The organism is Leeuwenhoekiella polynyae (assembly GCF_004104075.1).
In the GTDB taxonomy this organism is placed as follows: domain Bacteria; phylum Bacteroidota; class Bacteroidia; order Flavobacteriales; family Flavobacteriaceae; genus Leeuwenhoekiella; species Leeuwenhoekiella polynyae.
On record NZ_QOVK01000007.1, the window covers coordinates 146,502 to 167,169 of the forward strand.

At 37.4% G+C, this 20,668-nt stretch carries 15 protein-coding genes; 7 read left to right on the forward strand and 8 right to left on the reverse strand.

The window, feature by feature from the left end:
• The first annotated feature begins 46 nt into the window (after nt 1–46).
• From DSM02_RS10230 to DSM02_RS10255, 6 genes are all read left to right on the forward strand, one after another.
• Nucleotides 47–1,132 (forward strand): M42 family metallopeptidase, encoded by a 1,086-nt coding sequence (locus DSM02_RS10230; RefSeq protein ID WP_382402989.1) that lies wholly within the window; start codon nt 47–49, stop codon nt 1,130–1,132.
• A 195-nt stretch (nt 1,133–1,327) separates the two neighbouring features.
• A complete protein-coding gene (locus DSM02_RS10235; protein ID WP_128765538.1) occupies nt 1,328–2,404 on the forward strand; it encodes a DNA topoisomerase IB in 1,077 nt (358 codons plus the stop codon).
• 119 nt (nt 2,405–2,523) lie between these two features.
• Nucleotides 2,524–5,355, forward strand: coding sequence for an excinuclease ABC subunit UvrA (gene uvrA, locus DSM02_RS10240; RefSeq protein WP_128765539.1), 2,832 nt, complete (start codon nt 2,524–2,526; stop codon nt 5,353–5,355).
• Between the two features lie 36 nt (nt 5,356–5,391).
• Entirely contained in the window at nt 5,392–6,081 is a 690-nt protein-coding gene (locus DSM02_RS10245) for an LOG family protein (protein ID WP_128765540.1), read from the forward strand.
• A gap of 118 nt (nt 6,082–6,199) precedes the next feature.
• Nucleotides 6,200–9,031 (forward strand): gluzincin family metallopeptidase, encoded by a 2,832-nt coding sequence (locus tag DSM02_RS10250; RefSeq protein ID WP_128765541.1) that lies wholly within the window; start codon nt 6,200–6,202, stop codon nt 9,029–9,031.
• 186 nt (nt 9,032–9,217) lie between these two features.
• Nucleotides 9,218–11,629, forward strand: coding sequence for an alpha-ketoacid dehydrogenase subunit alpha/beta (locus tag DSM02_RS10255; protein ID WP_128765542.1), 2,412 nt, complete (start codon nt 9,218–9,220; stop codon nt 11,627–11,629).
• 45 nt (nt 11,630–11,674) lie between these two features.
• On the opposite strand, the gene DSM02_RS10260 is transcribed toward DSM02_RS10255, so the two are convergent.
• The 8 genes from DSM02_RS10260 to DSM02_RS10295 all read right to left on the reverse strand — a co-directional run bounded on the left by DSM02_RS10260 (nt 11,675) and on the right by DSM02_RS10295 (nt 19,569).
• On the reverse strand, nt 11,675–13,204 hold the full coding sequence (locus DSM02_RS10260; RefSeq protein ID WP_128765543.1) for a PH domain-containing protein: 1,530 nt from the start codon (nt 13,202–13,204) through the stop codon (nt 11,675–11,677).
• A complete protein-coding gene (locus DSM02_RS10265) occupies nt 13,197–13,715 on the reverse strand; it encodes a PH domain-containing protein (protein WP_128765544.1) in 519 nt (172 codons plus the stop codon). Before DSM02_RS10265 ends, DSM02_RS10260 begins: the two co-directional genes overlap by 8 nt.
• Nucleotides 13,716–13,771: 56 nt before the next feature.
• Nucleotides 13,772–14,611, reverse strand: a complete 840-nt coding sequence (locus DSM02_RS10270; RefSeq protein WP_128765545.1) for a 1,4-dihydroxy-2-naphthoyl-CoA synthase — start codon at nt 14,609–14,611, stop codon at nt 13,772–13,774.
• Between the two features lie 49 nt (nt 14,612–14,660).
• Complete coding sequence (locus DSM02_RS10275; protein ID WP_128765546.1) at nt 14,661–15,503, reverse strand: CvfB family protein; 843 nt, start codon at nt 15,501–15,503, stop codon at nt 14,661–14,663.
• Between the two features lie 369 nt (nt 15,504–15,872).
• On the reverse strand, nt 15,873–16,214 hold the full coding sequence (locus DSM02_RS10280; protein ID WP_128765547.1) for a DUF2853 family protein: 342 nt from the start codon (nt 16,212–16,214) through the stop codon (nt 15,873–15,875).
• A gap of 68 nt (nt 16,215–16,282) precedes the next feature.
• Nucleotides 16,283–17,998, reverse strand: coding sequence for a 2-succinyl-5-enolpyruvyl-6-hydroxy-3-cyclohexene-1-carboxylic-acid synthase (menD, locus tag DSM02_RS10285; RefSeq protein ID WP_128765548.1), 1,716 nt, complete (start codon nt 17,996–17,998; stop codon nt 16,283–16,285).
• A gap of 31 nt (nt 17,999–18,029) precedes the next feature.
• Complete coding sequence (locus tag DSM02_RS10290; RefSeq protein WP_128765549.1) at nt 18,030–19,142, reverse strand: chorismate-binding protein; 1,113 nt, start codon at nt 19,140–19,142, stop codon at nt 18,030–18,032.
• A 1-nt stretch (nt 19,143) separates the two neighbouring features.
• Nucleotides 19,144–19,569 carry a PaaI family thioesterase gene (locus tag DSM02_RS10295; RefSeq protein WP_128765561.1) on the reverse strand — a complete coding sequence of 142 codons (426 nt, stop codon included), beginning with the start codon at nt 19,567–19,569 and terminating at the stop codon, nt 19,144–19,146.
• 181 nt (nt 19,570–19,750) lie between these two features.
• Here DSM02_RS10295 and DSM02_RS10300 point away from each other — a divergent pair, with 181 nt between their 5' ends.
• Nucleotides 19,751–20,416, forward strand: a complete 666-nt coding sequence (locus DSM02_RS10300; protein ID WP_128765550.1) for an alpha/beta hydrolase — start codon at nt 19,751–19,753, stop codon at nt 20,414–20,416.
• Nucleotides 20,417–20,668: the final 252 nt, after the last annotated feature.

The window sequence follows — 20,668 nt, forward strand, 5'->3', positions numbered from 1 at the left end:
TATGGTTTTGGTATTAATATTCTTACTTTCGTACAAAAATAGAATTATGTCAAAAAGCATTTTAAATGAGAAGTCTCTGGACTTTTTAGAAACATATTTAAATAACGCTGCTCCTACCGGTTATGAGTGGGAAGGTCAGAAAATCTGGATGGAATACTTAAAACCGTATGTTGATACATTTATCACAGACAACTACGGTACAGCAGTAGGTGTTATCAATCCGGATGCAAAATATAAAGTAGTGATAGAAGGTCACGCCGATGAGATTTCTTGGTATGTGAATTACATTACAGATGATGGTTTGATCTACGTTATACGAAATGGTGGTAGCGATCATCAGATTGCTCCATCTAAGTTGGTAAATATTCACACCAAAAACGGGATCGTAAAAGGTGTTTTTGGGTGGCCCGCAATTCACACGCGTGATAAAAGCAATGAGAAAGCACCAAGTTTAGACAATATTTTTATAGACACGGGCTGCAAGACCAAAGAAGAAGTTGAGAAATTAGGAGTACACGTAGGTTGCGTAATTACCTACCCAGATACATTCACCGTGCTCAATGGTGATAAATTTGTGTGCCGTGCATTAGATAACCGTATGGGCGGATTTATGATTGCTGAAGTCGCACGTTTGCTTAAAGAAAATAGCAACAAGTTAGACTTTGGCCTTTATATTGTAAACTCGGTTCAAGAAGAAATAGGTCTACGCGGAGCCGAAATGATTACACATACCATTCAACCCAACGTTGCTATCGTTACTGACGTTACCCACGATACAACCACACCAATGATCGAAAAGAAAACGAATGGTCACGCGGCAATAGGCGAAGGACCGGTAATTTCATATGCACCGGCTATTCAACAGAAATTGCGCGATTTGATCATTGATACGGCAGAAGAAAAGAAAATTCCGTTTCAACGAGCAGCCAGCAGTCGTGCTACAGGTACAGATACAGATGCTTTTGCATACAGCAATGGCGGAGTGCCTTCGGCATTAATTAGTTTACCATTGCGTTATATGCACACAACCGTAGAAATGGTGCATCGTGATGATGTAGAAAATGTAATTAAAATGATCTACGAGAGCGTTTTAAAAATAAAAGATGGACAGAGTTTTAGTTATTTTGACTAAATTTAAATTCTTACTAGCCATCAATAATGAATGTCCGGGACTACTTCTTAGTTACCGGACATTTTTATTTAGTAATTTTCAGAGAAGGTCAACTTCCTAAATCTTAATATTTCATAATTTTCTTTCAGTTTTTTTGTACAGATATTTCACATTTCGTTAGTACACTTCAGCTCAGATTGCCATTAAATTTGAGGAATGACGATCACTGAAGCAAAACTCAAAACCATTCTCAATAGCCCTGAAGAGGCTGCACATGTAGCCAATTTAATCTATGTTACAGATGAGCACTTAACCATCTGCCGTAAGAAACATGGCAAAGGCTTTACCTATTGTCAAAACGATAAAACCATAAAGTCTAAAGCTCTTTTAAAACGAATCAAAAAGCTGGTAATACCGCCTGCCTGGGAAGACGTTCTCATTGCAGAACCCGAAAACGGGCATTTGCAAGCGGTAGGTCGCGACGACAAAGACCGCAAAGTCTATCTCTACCATGAAACATGGAATAAATTACGTAACGAAACTAAATTTTTGAAGCAAGCTTCTTTTGCAAATATTTTACCTGCATTGAGAAAACAAGTTGATCAGGATCTGGATGCAGAAGAAATGACAAAACGTAAAGTTTTAGCGCTGGTAATTCGCTTATTGGAAGAAACTCATATTCGAGTTGGCAATGACTTTTACGCAAAACGCAACAAGACTTATGGTCTTTCTACCTTGCGTACGCGTCATATAAAAACTACAGAAAGTGATATAAGGTTTCAGTTTGTAGGTAAAAAAGGAAAAGAACATAATATCGCAGTTACAGATCCGCAGTTGATAGAATTGATTAATGAGTGTGAAGAAATACCCGGCTGGGATTTATTTCAGTTTTACGATAGTGATGGAACCAAAGATCATATTGATAGCGGCATGGTGAATGATTATATTCACGAATTGAGTGGCGATCTTTTTTCCGCAAAAGACTTTAGAACCTGGGCTGCTTCAAAAATTTTCTTTGAAACCCTGCGCGATATCGGTTATGAAAAAGAAGAAAACCAAAATGCTAAAAATATTCTTACTGCGTACGATACAACAGCAAAAGAGTTAGGAAATACGCGAAGTGTTTGCAGAGATTACTATGTTCATCCCGTAATGCCAGAAGCTTATCAAGACGGTAGCATTGTTAAGTATTTTAATATGGTAGACGCTATACAACTTAAGAGAGACGCTTACTTATCACAAACTGAAGAAGTCATTAAAGAAATGCTGGGCAATTATCAAATCAGTATCTAAACCAGCACCTTCAACTTCTAAAACTTCTATTTTTAAAACTGTAATTAACGGGTTTAGAGATAGACACTTCCTTCAGTTTTTCACCCAATTACAGTACCTTTGCACACTTGAAAAAGAAAATGGCAGAAACACAAGAATACATTGAAGTTTATGGCGCGCGAGCCCATAACTTAAAAAATATAGACGTTAATATTCCCCGCGAGAAACTCGTGGTTATCACCGGACTTTCAGGTAGTGGTAAAAGCTCACTCGCTTTTGATACCATTTATGCTGAGGGACAACGGCGGTATATAGAAACCTTTTCGGCTTATGCCCGTCAGTTTTTGGGAGGTCTAGAGCGTCCTGATGTAGATAAAATTCAAGGGCTTTCTCCAGTAATTGCTATAGAACAAAAAACTACGAGTAAGAGTCCGCGGTCTACAGTAGGTACTATCACCGAAATTTATGACTTTTTACGCCTTTTGTATGCACGTGCTAGTGATGCATACAGCTATGAGACGGGCGAAAAAATGGTGAGTTACAGTGATGAGCAGATTAAAGATCTGATCAAAACTGAATATCTTGGAAAACGTGTAAACGTGCTCGCCCCGGTTATTCGAAGCCGTAAAGGACATTACCGCGAACTTTTTGAGCAGATCGCAAAACAAGGTTTTGTAAAAGTTCGTGTAGATGGGGAAGTACGGGATATCGAAAAAGGTATGAAAATAGACCGTTACAAAACTCACGACATTGAGATTGTAATAGACCGGCTAAAGATTGAAGATGATCAAGATATAGATAAACGCATTCTGGAAACAATCAATACCGCGATGTATCACGGCGAAGATGTGATGATGATTTTAGATCACGACACTAACGAAGCACGGTACTTCAGCCGTAGTTTGATGTGTCCAACTTCCGGGATCTCTTACCCCAATCCCGAACCTAACAATTTCTCATTCAATTCGCCAAAAGGTGCTTGCCCCAAATGCAACGGTATCGGAGAATTACGCGTTGTGAACGTTGACAAGATCATTCCAGACCCTAAACTTTCAATAAAAGCCGGAGGACTCGCTCCCCACGGAAATCAAAAAAGCAACTGGATTTTTAAGCAATTGGAGATCATCGCCCAACGCTTTGATTTTAAATTGACAGACCCTATAAAAGATATTCCGAAGGAAGCTATAGAAATGATTTTATATGGTGGTAATGAAAAATTCACCGTAGAATCTAAAACTTTAGGCGTAAGCCGAAACTATAAAATTGACTTTGAAGGTGTTGCCAACTTTATTGAAAGTACGTATCATAAAAATGATTCGGCTTCTTTAAAAAGATGGGCTAAAGAGTACATGGAAAAAGTTCAATGCCCGGAATGTGATGGGTCGCGACTGCGCAAAGAATCGTTATACTTCCGCGTACGCGAAAAAAGTATTGCTGATCTGGCTCATATGGATATTTTAGAGCTGGCTGCATGGTTTAAAAAATTACCAAAGCATTTAAGCGAAAAGCAAACCGCAATTGCAACAGAAATTTTAAAAGAGATTACTGCCAGAATCCAGTTTCTGGTTGACGTAGGGCTTACCTACCTTTCTTTAAACCGAAGTTCAAAATCACTTTCTGGAGGTGAAGCGCAGCGTATTAGATTAGCGACTCAAATAGGTTCACAACTCGTAGGCGTTTTATACATTTTAGATGAGCCCAGTATTGGACTGCATCAGCGCGATAATGAGAAACTCATCAACTCTCTGGAATCTTTAAGGGATTTAGGAAACTCCGTTTTGGTTGTAGAACACGATAAAGATATGATAGAGCGTGCCGATTATGTTATAGATATCGGTCCGTTTGCAGGTAAACACGGAGGAGAAATCATTAGCGAAGGTACTCCAAAGCAATTGCTGAAGCAACATACGCTTACCGCGCAATACCTTAACGGTGAAAAAGAAATTGCTGTTCCTAAAAAGCGCCGGAAAGGTAACGGTAAAAAAATCGTGCTTAAAGGCGCTACAGGAAACAATCTTAAAAAAGTAAATGTTGAATTTCCACTAGGAAAAATGATTGTGGTTACTGGAGTTTCGGGCAGTGGTAAATCTACATTGATCAACGAGACCCTCTACCCTATTATGAACGCCCATTATTTTAATGGTGTTAAAAAACCTGCTCCATACACAAGTATTAAAGGTCTTGACGAGTGTGATAAAGTTATAGACATCAATCAATCACCTATAGGTCGTACTCCACGTTCAAACCCGGCAACCTATACCGGTGTTTTTAGCGAAATACGCAGTTTATTTGCTAAAATCCCTGAAGCTTTGATACGCGGTTATAAACCGGGGCGTTTCAGTTTTAACGTTGCTGGCGGACGCTGTGAGACGTGTAAAGGTGGTGGTTTACGCGTGATCGAGATGAACTTTCTACCCGATGTTTATGTGGAATGTGAGACCTGTCAGGGCAAGCGTTTCAATAGAGAAACTTTAGAGATCAGATACAAAGGAAAAAGCATCGCCGATGTTCTTGAAATGACCATTGATGAAGCAGTACCATTTTTTGAACATATTCCTAAAATCTACAGAAAAGTAAAAACCATACAGGATGTCGGCTTAGGGTATATCTCTTTAGGTCAGCAATCTACAACACTTTCTGGGGGTGAAGCACAGCGTATCAAACTCGCTACAGAACTATCTAAACGTGATACCGGGAATACTTTTTATATTTTGGACGAGCCTACTACCGGTTTGCATTTTGAAGATGTACGTATACTGATGGATGTTCTGAACAAACTCACCGATAAAGGAAATACGATGCTTATTATTGAGCACAATATGGATGTTATTAAAATGGCAGATCATATAATCGATATAGGTTATGAAGGCGGGAAAGACGGAGGTCAACTGGTCGCAAAAGGTACTCCTGAAGAAGTAGCTAAAGATAAAAAAAGCTATACCGCTAAGTTTTTACGAAATGAACTAAATTAGGCACCCATCTAATTTTAGACAAACTATTATATACATATGAGAAACGAGAATAAGCCCAAAGGCTGGAATGAAAATAAAACAAATGACTCTTGGGCCATTTTTAAAATAATGGGCGAATTTGTAAGCGGATTTGAGAAATTGAGCCGTATAGGACCTTGCGTATCTATCTTTGGTAGTGCCCGTACAAAACCCGACGAAAAATATTACAAGCTGTCTGTTGCTATTGCAGAGAAAATTGTAGAAAATGGATATGGCGTGATCACAGGCGGTGGACCTGGTATTATGGAAGCCGGTAATAAAGGTGCGCATCTTGCCGGAGGAACTTCTGTGGGATTGAATATTGACCTTCCTTTTGAACAACATGATAATCCATATATAGATGGCGATAAAAGCATAGATTTTGATTACTTCTTTGTACGTAAAGTAATGTTCGTAAAATACTCTCAGGGGTTTGTGGTGCTTCCGGGTGGTTTTGGGACCTTAGATGAATTATTTGAATCTATCACTCTGATTCAAACCCATAAAATTGATAAGTTTCCAATTATTCTGGTAGGTACCGAATACTGGCAAGGTCTTTTTGAATGGATAAAAAACACCCTACTTGATCAATTCAATACAATTAGTGCCGGAGATATAGATTTGCTTCATTTAGTAGATACCGAAGATGAAGTACTTGAGGTTTTAAATAATTTCTACAATGAGTATGAGTTGAGTCCTAATTTTTAGAACTAAAAAACCAAAACCCCACTTATTGCGTTAGGTATGGTAATTGATTCATTCTAACAAAAATTGACATCTCGGTGCAAATCTTGCTAAATATCATCACAAACTTATGTACCCACCTATGAAGAAGTTATTGATTATGCTTCTTCTGGGTTTTCTAACACTTCCTCTTACGAGCGAAGCGCAAAATCGTATTGATATAACTGCAAGACTTCTTGAGGAGTCTAAAATGCTCTTAATCCAACAGGATGTTTATTTTGAGAACACTACAAATGATACATTAACAGCAATCTATTTTAACGATTGGGCGCATAGCTTTTCTTCTAAACAGTCTAAACTGGGCAAACGTTTTGCAGAAAATTACGACCGTAAATTTCACCTAGCTAAAAATGATAAAAGAGGTTCTTCAAAAATAAATTCTATTCTAGGCGATAGTTTTAACAATCTTACTTTTAAACGCCTTAAAGATGCTGAAGATGTAATCGAAGTCACGCTAAATAATGCGCTTTTACCGGGAGAAACTAAACATATTAAGCTCAATTATAACATTCGCATTCCCGACGCGAAATTTACGGGATACGGAGCGCTTGATAATGGTGATTTTAATTTAAAGTATTGGTTTATTGCTCCTGCAGTTTACGACGGAACCTGGCATTATTACAGTAACAAAAATCTGGATGACCTGTTTATGGCTCCTACAGATTTTTCAATAGACTTTTCATATAAAAAAAATTATCGATTTGTAAATGAACTGAAACAAACAGCTGCAGCGGTCAATAAGGATAACAAGTACCGAACGGTTCATTTAGAAGGTAAAGATCGAAACAACACCACTATTTATTTGCGTCAGATTTCAGAATTTCAGATTACTGAAACAGATAATCTTACCGTTGTCACAAACATTACTGATGACAAAGTAATCCCCGATCGCGAGGCAATTATTATTGATAAAATAACTGGATTTCTTACTCAAGAATTGGGTGCTTATCCTTTTGAAAAATTAGTAATTAGCAACATCGATTATGCCGAAAATCCTGTTTACGGTTTAAATCAATTACCCGATTTTTTGAGTCCGTTCCCACAGGATTTCAAGTATGAGCTGAAAATTCTTAAAACAGCTATAGACAATTTTGTAGACCGTACACTATTTATAAATCCGCGCGATGATCGCTGGATTGCTGACGGAATCAAGACCTACACAATGATGAAATATATGGATCATTATTATCCTAAACTTAAAGTCGTAGGTACACTAAACAGGTATTGGCTTGCACGTCAGTTTCACCTTTCAGAAATGGAATTCAACGAGCAGTATAATTTGCTGTATATGCATATGGCGCGTATGAATCTCGATCAGCCGCTCACCACACCTTATGACAGCCTGATTAAGTTCAATAAAAACATTGCAAATTCTTACAAAGCAGCGAGCGGTATGAATTACCTCTCAGAATATCTGTCTGATGAGATTATAGACGAAAGCATTGATGATTTTTATGTAGCTAATAAACTTAAAATCACATCTTCTAAAACGTATGATTCTATTTTAAGAAGCAAAACCTCAAAAAACCTTGATTGGTTTTTTAAAGACTTTGTTGATTCTAGAAAACGCATAGATTACAAATTTAACGAAGTAAAAAAAGAAGGTGACTCAATCAAAATAGAGCTTAGAAACAAGACAAAAAGTCAAATGCCTATCCCGGTTTATGGAATGAATGGCGATAAAGTGGTCTCAAAAACCTGGGTCGAAGGATTTGAAAAAGAGAAGCAAATACGTATTGCGGCAGATAGTATAGACAGAGTTGTAATTAATGCTAAAGGATTTGTACCAGAATTCAACCGAAGAAATAACTATAAAAAGGTAAATCCATTTTTAGGAGTTAATAAACCGTTTCAATTTAAACTACTTCAGGACCTTGAAGACCCTTCTCGTAATCAGGTTTTCTTTATGCCTGTAGCAGAATACAACTTTTACGATGGTTTTAAAATAGGGGCTAAAATGTATAACAAAACTTTGTTATCAAAACCATTTAACTACAAGATAGAACCTCAGTATGGGTTAAAATCAAATAAGTTGACCGGTAGTGCCGGTTTCTCATACACTCAGAATCTTGATGAAGATAACTTATTTGCGATTCGGTTTGGGATGTCTGGTTCACTCTCGTCTTACGCTCCAGACGCGATGTATAAAACCTACAGTCCATTTGTGACGTTTGCTTTTCGTACTGATGATTTCAGATCAGATAAAAGACAATATCTTACTATTAGCAACATCAACGTATACCGTGATGAATCTAATGTGATTGTCAACGACGATCCAAATTACAGCGTGTTTAATGTACGATACATAAACAGCAACCCGGGTGTCATAAATTCCTTTAGCTGGAATACAGATTTTGAATTATCTCAAAAATTCAGCAAGTTTTCTATTACTGCAAAATACCGCCGGGTATTTTTAAATAACCGTCAGTTTGATCTGAGATTCTTTGGCGGAACATTTTTATACAACGACACCCGTTCCCGCGGTGATTACTTCAGTTTTGCGTTAGATAGACCTACAGATTATCTGTTTAGATACAATTATTATGGACGTTCAGAAAACTCAGGACTTTTTAGCCAGCAGCTTATACTTGCAGAAGGTGGTTTTAAATCTAAGTTAGATACCCCTTTCGGAAACGAATGGCTTACATCGGTAAATACCAGTACAACAATCTGGAATTTTATTCATGGCTATGCAGACATCGGTTTAATAAAAAATCATGGAGCTCCTGCGCGTTTCTTATACGATAGCGGTATTCGCACCGTACTTGTAGAAGACTATTTTGAAATTTTCTTACCCATTTATTCTTCTAATGGCTGGGAAGTAGGACAACCCAATTATGATCAAAAAATACGTTTTATTGTAACCCTAGATATTGGTACAATGCTCAGTTTATTTACCCGCAAGTGGTACTAAGAATTTTAAGACTTAAAAAATAAGTTTTATTTAACTTTCTATATCAAAACCTCGATTTATCTTTATTTAATTGAATTATTTTCAACAGAATTAATTTTTATTGAAAATTTATCATTTTATTAAAAAATTATTGAATTGTATGTAAGATGAATTTTCCGTATTTTTACCGAAACCGTTTGAAATATTATGCACACAAAATCTGAGCCTACTTCTGAACTTTCTTTTGATGATTTTAAAGCTACTGTTATCAATGACTATAAAATTGCGGTTACAAGCCGAGAATGTAGTTTATTAGGCCGCAGAGAAGTTTTAACCGGAAAAGCAAAATTCGGGATATTTGGCGATGGTAAAGAAGTGCCACAATTAGCAATGGCTAAAGCTTTCAGAAAAGGCGATTGGCGATCGGGATATTATCGCGACCAGACCTTTATGATGGCAATTGGTCATTTTTCAATAGAAAATTTCTTCGCGGGTCTTTATGCGCATACCAGTATAGAAAATGACCCGATGAGTGCCGGAAAACAAATGGGTGGGCACTTTGGCACACACAGTTTGGATGAAAATGGCGAACTCAAAAATTTATTAGAACAGTATAACAGTAGTGCAGATATCTCTCCTACTGCCGGCCAGATGCCACGCCTTTTAGGGCTAGCTCAAGCCTCTAAAATATTCAGAAACGTACCTGAAACTGAAACCGACGGTTTATCTGATCAGGGTAATGAAGTTGCCTGGGGAACTATTGGTAACGCCAGCACTTCTGAAGGTATGTTTTTTGAAACTATAAATGCTGCAGGTGTTCTGCAAGTACCTATGGTTATTAGTATTTGGGATGATGACTATGGGATTTCCGTTCACGCAAAACACCAGACAACTAAAGAAAATATTTCTGAAATTCTAAGTGGTTTTCAGCGTAATGAAGAAGAGACAGGTTATGAAATCATTCGGGTAAAAGGTTGGGATTATCCTGCTCTTATGGATGCTTTTGAAAAAGCCGGAAAAATTGCAAGAGAAAATCATGTTCCGGTAATTCTACATGTCACAGAATTGACTCAACCCCAAGGGCACTCTACCTCTGGTTCTCACGAGCGCTATAAAAGCAAAGATCGTTTGCAATGGGAGCGCGAGAACGACTGTAATGTAAAAATGCGTGAATGGATGATCAATAACCAGATCGCTACTGATGAAGAACTTCAGGAGGTTGAAAAAGACATAAAAAGGGAGGTGCGCGAAGGCAAGCGTAAAGCCTGGGAAGCATTTTTAAATCCTATAAAGAAAGAGAAAAAAACTGTTTTAAACCTGATCAATAAAATCAGTGCTCAGAGTGAAAACGGAAGCTTTATAAACTCGATCGGTCAGAATCTGATTGATGAGAAAGATGCACTGAAGAACGATGTAATAATTGCAGCACGTAAAACGTTGCGTTATGTGGCCAAAGAAACTAGTGATGATATCACAGCACTTAAAAATTGGGTCACTGATTATATTACAAAAGAACAGCCTAATTATAGCAGTCACGTTTTTAGTGAATTTGACACTAAAGCTACTAACATACCAGAGGTCGCTCCTGAATATAAAGACGATTCTGAAACAGTAGATGCGCGCGTAGTTTTACGAGATAACTTTGATGCTATGTTCACAAAGTATCCTAACAGTGTTATTTTTGGTGAAGATGCAGGTACCATTGGTGACGTAAATCAAGGCCTTGAAGGTTTACAGGAAAAATATGGCGAACTTCGAGTTGCTGATGCTGGTATTCGTGAAACTACGATCATAGGTCAAGGTATAGGTCTTGCATTGCGCGGTTTGCGCCCCATTGCTGAAATTCAATATCTGGATTACATCTTGTATGCTATGGCAACCTTGAGTGATGATCTCGCAACCTTACGTTACAGAACACACGGAAAACAAACCGCACCGGTAATCGTAAGAACTCGTGGTCACCGTCTAGAAGGTATCTGGCATAGTGGCTCACAAATGGGATCTCTGTTAGGTCTTTTGAGAGGAATCTACATTCTTACACCTCGCAATATGACTAAAGCGGCAGGCTTTTACAATACCCTGATGCAAAGTGATGAACCGGCGGTTATCATAGAATGTCTTAACGGTTATCGTCTTAAAGAAAAATTACCGGAAAATCTAGGGGATTTCACAACACCTATTGGTAAAGTTGAAGTGGTACGAGAAGGTACAGATATCACAATTCTTTCATACGGTAGCACGCTGCGTTTAGTTCAGCAAGCAGCTCAGGAGCTTCAAGCTTTGGGGATAAGTGCTGAAGTTATTGATGCGCAATCTTTATTACCTTTTGACCTCAATCATGATACCGTAAAAAGTATTGCAAAAACTAATCGCATTCTGGTTGTTGATGAAGATATGCCAGGTGGAGCTTCGGCTTATTTAATGCAGCATTTGCTTGACAAGCAAAAAGCATTCAAACATTTAGACAGTGCACCACAAACCCTTACCGCTAAACCCCACAGACCGGCTTATGGTACAGATGGTGATTATTTCTCAAAACCTTCAGCAGAAGATATTTTTGAAAAAGTTTACAGTATTATGCACGAGGCAAAACCAAAAGATTTTCCTGCAATTCGCTAAGAAATAAACTGATCAGTTTTTATTTTAATTATAAGATAAGCAAGCCTACATCCAGGCTTGCTTATTTATTTCTACCCGATACAACGCATAGTTGATATACTGTTGCATTTTATGTGAAGTTAATGGAAAAGAAATAGCTCCACCGGCTGTATGAAATGTATAGTTATACAATTGGCGTTTTTTGTACCAAACCGGTTGATCTACCGTAACTGCCTGTAACTTAAAAAGTTCTATAATTTCAGTTTTTTGATTCCATACACCTTTGCGCCTAATGATAAACTCTGGTGTGATCTCTAAAGAAAGTGCTCGATACCAATAATATTGATAAGGAATGATAAGCATACCGAAAATAATAAAAAGTATACTCAGAATTTCTACCATATAGTTAGCCACTAAAAATGAAGCTACTACGGCTGTCAAGATAAGGGGTAAACTTGCTAAAATAAGCAAGCGAATGTATAAGATAAATGCTGGCTTAAAAACCCGCCCCGGCCGCATAGGACTGCTGAATAAAAATCGCTTAACGCGTTCAATTTGCATACGTTCTAAGCCCGGAATACTGATTTTTGTTTTGCTCAGATTATCCTGACTACTAGCTAAAGCAATTTGTGTTTCCTGAAGATTCAGGCGTTTTTGTATCGGGTTAGTGACTACGCGCAAAAGCTGTACCCGCTTGGGTTTGAGACTGATTTTAGTATTGGTTTTAAGCCCCATTTCAAGTTCTAAACTTTCTTTGGTTTGGGTAAGATTTAGATCAAAATACTTTATAAATATCTCTACACAGGAGATAATCATACCAATTACAAATACGCCAACAAATACCAGAGCAGTTAGAATGAATAGTTCTATCGGCTTACTGTACGCATCTAAATAGCCTTTTAAACCTTCTTTGTATTGATCGCTTTGTACCAAATCAAAATCACCCATCTGCTGATAAATAGAACCAACGAAAATTAAAATCAGCCAGACACCTCTAAAATAATTACTGGTAAGCCCCAGTTTCAATAGCGCTAGAGGCGATAATTTATAATTCCATAGTGTAGAAGAAATCTTTTTTTCTTCTGTAAGTTCGTCTGAATTTGCAGCTTCTGTATGCTGATTAGTTTCATTTACAGCATCCATCAATACGTGCTGCAAATCTTTTGCTTTTGATTCAGATAAAGCTTTAATATTAATCTCCTGCCCACTACTTCCGGCAGTATCTATAACCACACTGTAAACACCTATCACCCGTTGTAATAGCGAGCGCTTAAAATAAACCTGTTGAATTTTTGAAAAAGGAATGCTTATCGACTCTGTTGAAAAAACTCCTTTTTGTAAAACAAATTCACTGTTTTTATAATCGATATGAAATTTAAATCTATAGAAAGAAAGCACACTAAAACCCAGAAGCAGCAAAAGTGTTGCAGCTATTCCAAATATTATCTGTGCAGTATAGTCTGTTTTAGGTCCTTTGATTATAAAATACAGCAATACCGGCCCAAGCGCTCTTAAGAATTTATAAAATTGAGAGAAAAAGATGAAAAGCACTCCCGGTTTTGACTGCAATTGTGGTTCTGAAAAGGATCTATTCATCTGCTTCAGTAAGATGATTAGCTACTTTATCTTTAAGTCTTGCTGCGAGTTCAGGTGGCAATCCGGGAATATTGATATCACTTCCTGCACCTCCCGCTGTAAAAATATTGAGGTTTGCGATCTTAAATATTTTATCTAGTGCCCCTGCAGAGGTAGAAATATGCTGAATTCGGTTAAAGGGTATAACTGTTATTTTTTCAAAAAGAAAGCCTCTTTTATAAGCTATATCATGCTCCCGCAACGCATAGCCTATTTTTTTCTGAAGCATAAACTGATAGAGAAAAAGCAATGTAAAGACTACAAGGGCTCCAGTAGTCAAACCGGGAATAAGCATAGGTACATCGGTTGCTTCACGTAAAAAATACAGCCCTACAGCAATAAGAACAAAGAAAATTGCCAGAACAGCCCATACTTTATAGAGTCTCTTTTTTGAAACCGAAGTATAAGTTAATTGCTGGTAATCTGGTAAGGTCTCTAAGTCTACCGGGGCATTTGTAAACGTATATTCCATATGAGCTTTTTGATAGGATTGCTAATAAAAATACTAGAACCTGTTCAATTTACCGACTATGGAATCCATTTTTTCTCAAAATTAGGCTTTCTCTTCTCTAAAAATGCGTTTCTACCTTCTTTGGCTTCTTCAGTCATATACGCCAAACGCGTGGCTTCACCGGCAAAAACCTGCTGCCCAACCATACCGTCATCAGTAAGGTTCATTGCAAATTTTAGCATTTTGATAGAAGTTGGTGATTTTGCAAGAATCTCCTGTGCCCATTCATAAGCGGTAGCTTCTAATTCCTCATGGGGAATCACAGCATTTACCATTCCCATTTCATAAGCTTCCTGAGCAGAGTAATTTCGACCTAAAAAGAAAATCTCACGAGCGCGTTTTTGTCCTACCATTTTAGCTAAATATGCAGACCCGTAACCACCGTCAAAGCTGGTTACATCAGCATCAGTTTGTTTAAAAATAGCGTGCTCTTTACTCGCCAGTGTCAAATCACATACAACGTGTAAACTATGACCTCCACCTACAGCCCATCCGGGAACAACTGCAATAACTGCCTTTGGCATAAACCTGATCAAACGCTGTACATCAAGAATATTCAAACGGTGATAGCCGTCGTCTCCAACATAACCCTGATCGCCACGAGCTTTCTGATCGCCACCGCTACAAAAACTATATACTCCATCTTTAGGAGAAGGTCCTTCTGCAGATAATAAAACCACACCTATCGAAGTGTCTTCTTGTGCAATATGAAAAGCATCCAATAATTCTGCAGTGGTTCTGGGTCTAAAAGCGTTACGCACTTCGGGACGGTTGAACGCGATACGCGCTACACCATCTGCTTTTTTAAAGGTGATATCTTGGTATTCTTTAACAATTTTCCAATCAGGTTCTTGCATGGTATATTCTTTATAAATTTTCGCAAAAGCGAAACAATCCTACTAAAGTTTAATCTTCTTGATTTTTAAGTTCAATACTGTTCTCTGTAATATTGATCTGACGATCGCGATACAAAGCACCAATTGCCTTTTTGAAAAGCTTTTTGCTAATCCCAAAATACGCATTAATATCTTCTGGCGAACTTTTATCGTGAACGGGTAAACTACCTCCGTTACGCTTTAATTCTTCATAAATAAACTGCGCATTAGGCTCTACACTCTTATAACCTTCAGGCTGAAGCAATACATCTATCTTTTTATCTTCTCGCACACGCTTAATGTAACCAGGAAGCCTATCACCTACACGTATATCTTCAAAAATAGTGTCTTTATGAACCAAACCTTGATAAGTCTCATTAATAATCACGTGCGCTCCATGTTCTGAAAAATGAGAAACCAAAAGATTTACTTTATCAAATTTCTGAACGTCAATATCCTCATTTTTTAAATAGGTATTGAATTTTGAAGAACCTACTAAACGATTGGTTCGCTCATCAAGATACATATAGACAAGATACCAACTGCCTTCGCGCATTTCGGTTACCTGATTAGAAAACGGAACAAATAATTCTTTATCCAATCCCCAGTCTACAAAGGCACCTATTTTTGTTACCGAAGTACATTTTAAATAAGCAAACCCATTTTTTAAAATAAACGGTTTTAGCGTAGTTGCCACAGGACGTTCTTCATTATCCAGATATACAAAAACCTCGATCTCATCTTCAAGTTGAAAACCTTCTGGAGCATATTTACCGGGAAGTAACACCTCATTTTCATCTTCATCACGCAAGTAAAGACCGGGACTTACATCACGATCTATAGTCATTTTATGGTATTCGCCTAGTGCCAGCATAGTTTTTATTTAAGGTGTTCAAAATTAGGAAAAATAAGAGGATCAACCTCCTTATTTAGACATTATAGCGTGTAAGCAGTAAACGAGCTTGCGACAGATCTGCAAAGCCTTAAAAGAAAGAGCATAAGACATAGAAGGAACACTTAGCGCGTTTAAATCTCGATCATCTAGTTAAGCGAACTGAACAGCAATACAGTAAATTACCTCGGGGCAAGCCCATCTGCCGACAATGACAGGCCCTGAGGCATTGTTTAAAAGAAATTCCCTATTTCGAGTCAAGCTTCGGGGGTAGTATATCTTTTGGCGGTGCCAATAAAAAACCGCCTCAGTGTTTGAGGCGGTTTTTCAATATTTTAAATACAGTAATTACTAACTGTAAACTTCTTCTTTACTAAAATGCTTAGTCAGTAAATAATACACGACTGCACGGTATTTATTACGGTTAGAAGTACCATAGTCTTCTAATACTTTCTTGATACCTTCCATCAATGCCGGACCGTCACTTAAACCTAATTTTTTGATTAGAAAGTTATTTTTTACAGTTTCTAATTCTGATTCACTTCCTCCGGAAACTGTTGAAGAATCTTTGTTATAAATTGAAGGACCACAACCAATGGTTACCTTGGTTAACAAATCCAAATCTGCATCGACACCTAATTTTTCTTTAAGGTCTGCTGCATATTTAGCAATCATTTCATCTCTTTTACTCATGAGGATACTTAATTTTTAGTGGATTAAATTATTTAACTTCTTTAAAGATACATAAAATTAAAAAAAAGTTATCTGATGTAATCAAAGTAACTCAACAAGATACGGTCATTTTCTAGTCTAGGTGTTTTGATTTCAAGAAGACAGGGCTTGCTCTTTTCAGCATAAAAATCCTGCTGTGCCTGTATGAGCTCTTCTTCAGTTGCTGCGGTAAAATAACGCAAGCCAAACATCTTACAAAGATGAGATGCATCAAGGTTATGAGTGGTTTCAAAATAGGTTTCAAAAGCCTGAGATTCTTTATCTCCCGGAAGAATTCTAAAAATCCCACCTCCACTATTATTAATCACGATTATCTTAAAATCGTTCGATAAATAAGCATTCCAGAGCCCGTTACTGTCATAAAAGAAACTGAGGTCTCCGGTGATTAAGGTTGTGGGCAATCGAGCTGCAATTGCCGCACCTACCGCTGTAGAAGTGCTTCCGTCTATACCGCTAGTTCCACGATTACAATAAACCTTTAGGGATTTATCAATATCAAAAAGTTGCACATAACGCACGGTAGAACTGTTCCCCAGTTGCAATAAACTATTGGGCCTGAGCTCTTTTAAAACCAAATCAAAAGCTTTAAAATCACACCAGGTCATTTGATCTGTATAGGCTTTATGCATCGCATCTCTGCGTTCTCGAACTTCAAGCCAATCTGATTGATAATTACTTGCTACCGGCTGTGCCTGCTCTAAGAATCTGGACCAGAAAAAATTAACCGGCATTTTAAAATGCTTATTGAGACAGAAATAAGTATCGTAAGCTTTCTTGGGATCTATATGCCAATGCTCTTGCGGCTGATAATTGCGTAAAAAAGCTTTTATCTTTTTTGAGATTACCATTCCGCCTAAAGTCACAAGAATTTCAGGTTGCAGATCTTTAAAACCGGCATCGTCTAGCGAACCAATTATATTATCTGTTCGGGTAAAGAAATTAGGATGATGGAGATTAGACGTTGTTTCAGTAAAAACCAAAACACTTGGATCTTCGCCTAACCGATTCAAAAATTCCTGCTCAATGGTATTGGGGTGCAATACACCTATCAACACCAGTTTCCGCTTGGCTTTATTCCATTTAGAAAGAAAAGGCACTAATTGATCATCGGTAAGTTCAATGGCTTTGGGTTGCTGATCTACCAGAATAGGATTTACCAATTTTTCTTCGGTCGTATTATAGAGCGGCTCATAAAACGGAACATTGATATGAATCGGCCCCTTTCCTACTAATGCTTCATTGAGCGCTTTATTGATTTCTTGCTGATTGTGCTTGGTGACCTCCCGCTGCTTCTGAATTAACTTCGGATCTGTCAACGGAGTATCTGGCACAGATTCAGAATATAAATTAGCCGAATATAAAATGTGATTTTCAAATACATTACGCTGACGAATGGTCTGACCATCTCCTATATCTATACGCTCAATTGGACGATCTGCTGAAATAACCACAAGCGGAATATCGCTGTAAAAAGCCTCTGAAATTGCAGGATAATAATTTAAAACTGCACTACCGGAAGTACAGCAAACGGCTACCGGTTTTTGCAATTGCTGCGCGAGACCTAATGCAAAAAATGCTGCAGAGCGCTCGTCAACTATACTGTAAGTATAAATGTCAGGATGGTGTGTAAAACCTATGGTGAGTGGAGCATTACGCGATCCCGGAGATATAACGACATGGTTGATGCCTTTTTCTAAACAAAGCAAAACCACAGACTGTGCGATGGGTATACTAGAATATTTCATTTAATCACAAAAATACAACAAAGCAAAAGCCTTACAGAGCACTCGCAATAGTTTGTGCTTTATTTACCGTTTCTTGCCATTCAAGCTTAGGGTTTGAAGCCGCGGTGATGCCGCCACCTATATAAATAAGCGCCTTAGAATCTGTGTATTGCATACACCTTAGATTTACAAAAAGCTTGGTTTCGTTTTTTAAAGTCTTATAGGCCAGATTTTCAACATTACGTCGCGATCTTTTCTTTGAAGTGTCTCTAAGAATATTGAGTTCGCCCAGAAAACCGGTGTAAAACGCTCTATCATAGTTTTCCTCCTGTATAATAAAGTCTTTAGCTAAATCTCGTGGTAAACCACAAACAGCCGGTGTGGGATGCAAAGCTTTTAATAAAGACTTTAGATTTTGACCTTCGGTATTAAATGTTCCTGAGATCAACGTGCGCAAATGCAATAAAGTTCCGGCTTGGTGAGTTTCCAGATCACCTACATGTAAGGAGCGTAAATCAAAAGCTTGCAAATTGGTCACAATCTCATCAGTGACTAGTTGTTGCTCGTGAATTTCTTTATCACCCCAATTTACAGCTAAAGAACCTGTAAATTTTTGAGTTCCCGCGAGTGCCATGGTTTCAAATTTTCTTCCCTTTAACGACAACAACGTTTCAGGTGTTGCGCCTAGCCAGGTTCCCACATGAGGGTGATGCCATATATAGACAAAGGCTGTCTTATAATTAAACAGAAGTCTTTTAAATATAGTGATGGGATTTACGTTTTCAATTTCCTGACTTTGCTCCCGCGAAAGCACCACTTTTTGAAGCGTTGAATTTTGTATAGCCGCTACAGCTTTTTTTACTAATTGTATATGATCAGCTTCTGCTGCACTTTCGGTTTTAATAGTAGTGCTTTTTAAAGAAGCTCTTTCTTCTTTAAAATCTGTGGTTACTTCAGGGATCCCCGGAATCAGAATACCAGTTTGATCCTTATCAAAAGGTGAAAAAACAAAACCTGTTTCTTCAAAGGTCTCTACTTTATGCAAAAAATTATCTTCCTGAAACAAACCATTGAGTAAGTCTGCTTCGGGTTTTCTATAAAGCACAAACGGCAAATTTTTGGCATACTGCGCATTAGCCTTGCTAAACAAGTCTTCTGTAGTCATGCTATTTTTTAGACAAAGCTATGGTAGTTAATTTTACAAGCGAAATCAATTCTTGATTTTCATTGGTGATTCGTATTTCCCACAATTGTGTGGTGCGCCCTTTATGTAAATAGATAGCTTTAGCATAAACCAAACCTTCAGAAATACTTTTTACATGATTTGCAGAGATCTCGATTCCTCTAACAAAAACTTTTTCAACATCAAGAAACATCATACTTGCTGCACTGCCTACACTTTCAGCTAAGGCAACAGAGGCACCCCCATGTAATACACCATCAGGCTGATGCACTTTTGAACTTACCGGCATAGACGCAGTTAAAAAGTTATCACCTATATCTATAAACTCAATATCTAAAGTTTCCATCAACGTGTTTTTGCAAATGGCGTTGCAACGCTTCAGGGCTTGCTCTTTTTGTTCTTGATTCATCATAAGTCTTAAAAAAAATTCTTTATTATTAGGACAATCACCAGTACTTGCTCCAAGCTTGTATTGACTATTGTTTATTTTGCAGTTGTAAAAAATAGTACAACCTATCTACTTCCATCGAATTCAGAATACTGTAAAAATTCTAATGCTACATGGCCGATAAAGATACTAAACCTAAAAGATGCGTGAAGAAAAAAAGGTGAGTTATCAAACTACCAATACTTATCAAACCCTCAACGAGTTTACTGAAAAAACAAAAAATGTCTGGCTCGTTTGCCACGGTCTGGGTCATTTGAGTTCTTATTTTTTAAATCATTTTGAAAACTTGAATGCTGAGGAGAATTATATCGTAGCACCGCAAGCTCCCAGCAAATACTATCAAGACAAGCTTTATAAATATGTAGGAGCTTCTTGGATCACCCGCATTAATACTGAAGATGAAATAGAAAATGTCCTCAACTATCTGGATGCTGTTTATAAATCTGAATTAGAGCCTAAACTTAACAGTCGTATAAATTTTGTGGTATTGGGCTTTTCGCAAGGAGTTTCAGTTGTAACACGTTGGCTGGCTTATAGAAAACAAATCTGCAATACACTCGTGCTGCATTCCGGGAGTGTGCCTAAAAACTTAAATACGGCGGATTTTAGTAAAATCAAAGACCTACAAACTTTTATTACGTATGGATTAGAAGATGAATTCCTCACACCAAATAAACTGAAGTACGAACTTGAATTTGTTCAAAAAACATTCGGTGAAAATATTGAAAAGATTCCTTTTGAGGGAAAACATAAAGTAAGTGGAAAAGCTATTTTACAAATAGCTGACAAATTCAAGTCTAGCACTTAATCGTGTTTACTTATCTACAAAAAACTTAAATCCCTATATTAGAAACGAATAACTCTTTCCTTTTAAAAAATGCAATACATAATAAATAGGAATAAGACTTAGAATCTAGTTTGTTTTTTCATTAGTTTTTAGTTGATAAAAGGAATCTGATTACTTAGACTCTTTCTCACTTAGCACACTCTATTTATGTAGGAAAATACTTTAAATAGCTGTTTATAAATCAGCTTAAAATGTATTTAATCTAGTATATCT

Coding starts and splice junctions, on each gene's coding strand:
- DSM02_RS10230 (WP_382402989.1), top strand. CDS start 47: ATGTCAAAAAGCATTTTAAATGAGAAGTCTCTGGACTTTTTAGAAACA.
- DSM02_RS10235 (WP_128765538.1), top strand. CDS start 1,328: ATGACGATCACTGAAGCAAAACTCAAAACCATTCTCAATAGCCCTGAA.
- uvrA (WP_128765539.1), top strand. CDS start 2,524: ATGGCAGAAACACAAGAATACATTGAAGTTTATGGCGCGCGAGCCCAT.
- DSM02_RS10245 (WP_128765540.1), top strand. CDS start 5,392: ATGAGAAACGAGAATAAGCCCAAAGGCTGGAATGAAAATAAAACAAAT.
- DSM02_RS10250 (WP_128765541.1), top strand. CDS start 6,200: ATGAAGAAGTTATTGATTATGCTTCTTCTGGGTTTTCTAACACTTCCT.
- DSM02_RS10255 (WP_128765542.1), top strand. CDS start 9,218: ATGCACACAAAATCTGAGCCTACTTCTGAACTTTCTTTTGATGATTTT.
- DSM02_RS10260 (WP_128765543.1), bottom strand. CDS start 13,204: ATGAATAGATCCTTTTCAGAACCACAATTGCAGTCAAAACCGGGAGTG.
- DSM02_RS10265 (WP_128765544.1), bottom strand. CDS start 13,715: ATGGAATATACGTTTACAAATGCCCCGGTAGACTTAGAGACCTTACCA.
- DSM02_RS10270 (WP_128765545.1), bottom strand. CDS start 14,611: ATGCAAGAACCTGATTGGAAAATTGTTAAAGAATACCAAGATATCACC.
- DSM02_RS10275 (WP_128765546.1), bottom strand. CDS start 15,503: ATGCTGGCACTAGGCGAATACCATAAAATGACTATAGATCGTGATGTA.
- DSM02_RS10280 (WP_128765547.1), bottom strand. CDS start 16,214: ATGAGTAAAAGAGATGAAATGATTGCTAAATATGCAGCAGACCTTAAA.
- menD (WP_128765548.1), bottom strand. CDS start 17,998: ATGAAATATTCTAGTATACCCATCGCACAGTCTGTGGTTTTGCTTTGT.
- DSM02_RS10290 (WP_128765549.1), bottom strand. CDS start 19,142: ATGACTACAGAAGACTTGTTTAGCAAGGCTAATGCGCAGTATGCCAAA.
- DSM02_RS10295 (WP_128765561.1), bottom strand. CDS start 19,569: ATGAATCAAGAACAAAAAGAGCAAGCCCTGAAGCGTTGCAACGCCATT.
- DSM02_RS10300 (WP_128765550.1), top strand. CDS start 19,751: ATGCGTGAAGAAAAAAAGGTGAGTTATCAAACTACCAATACTTATCAA.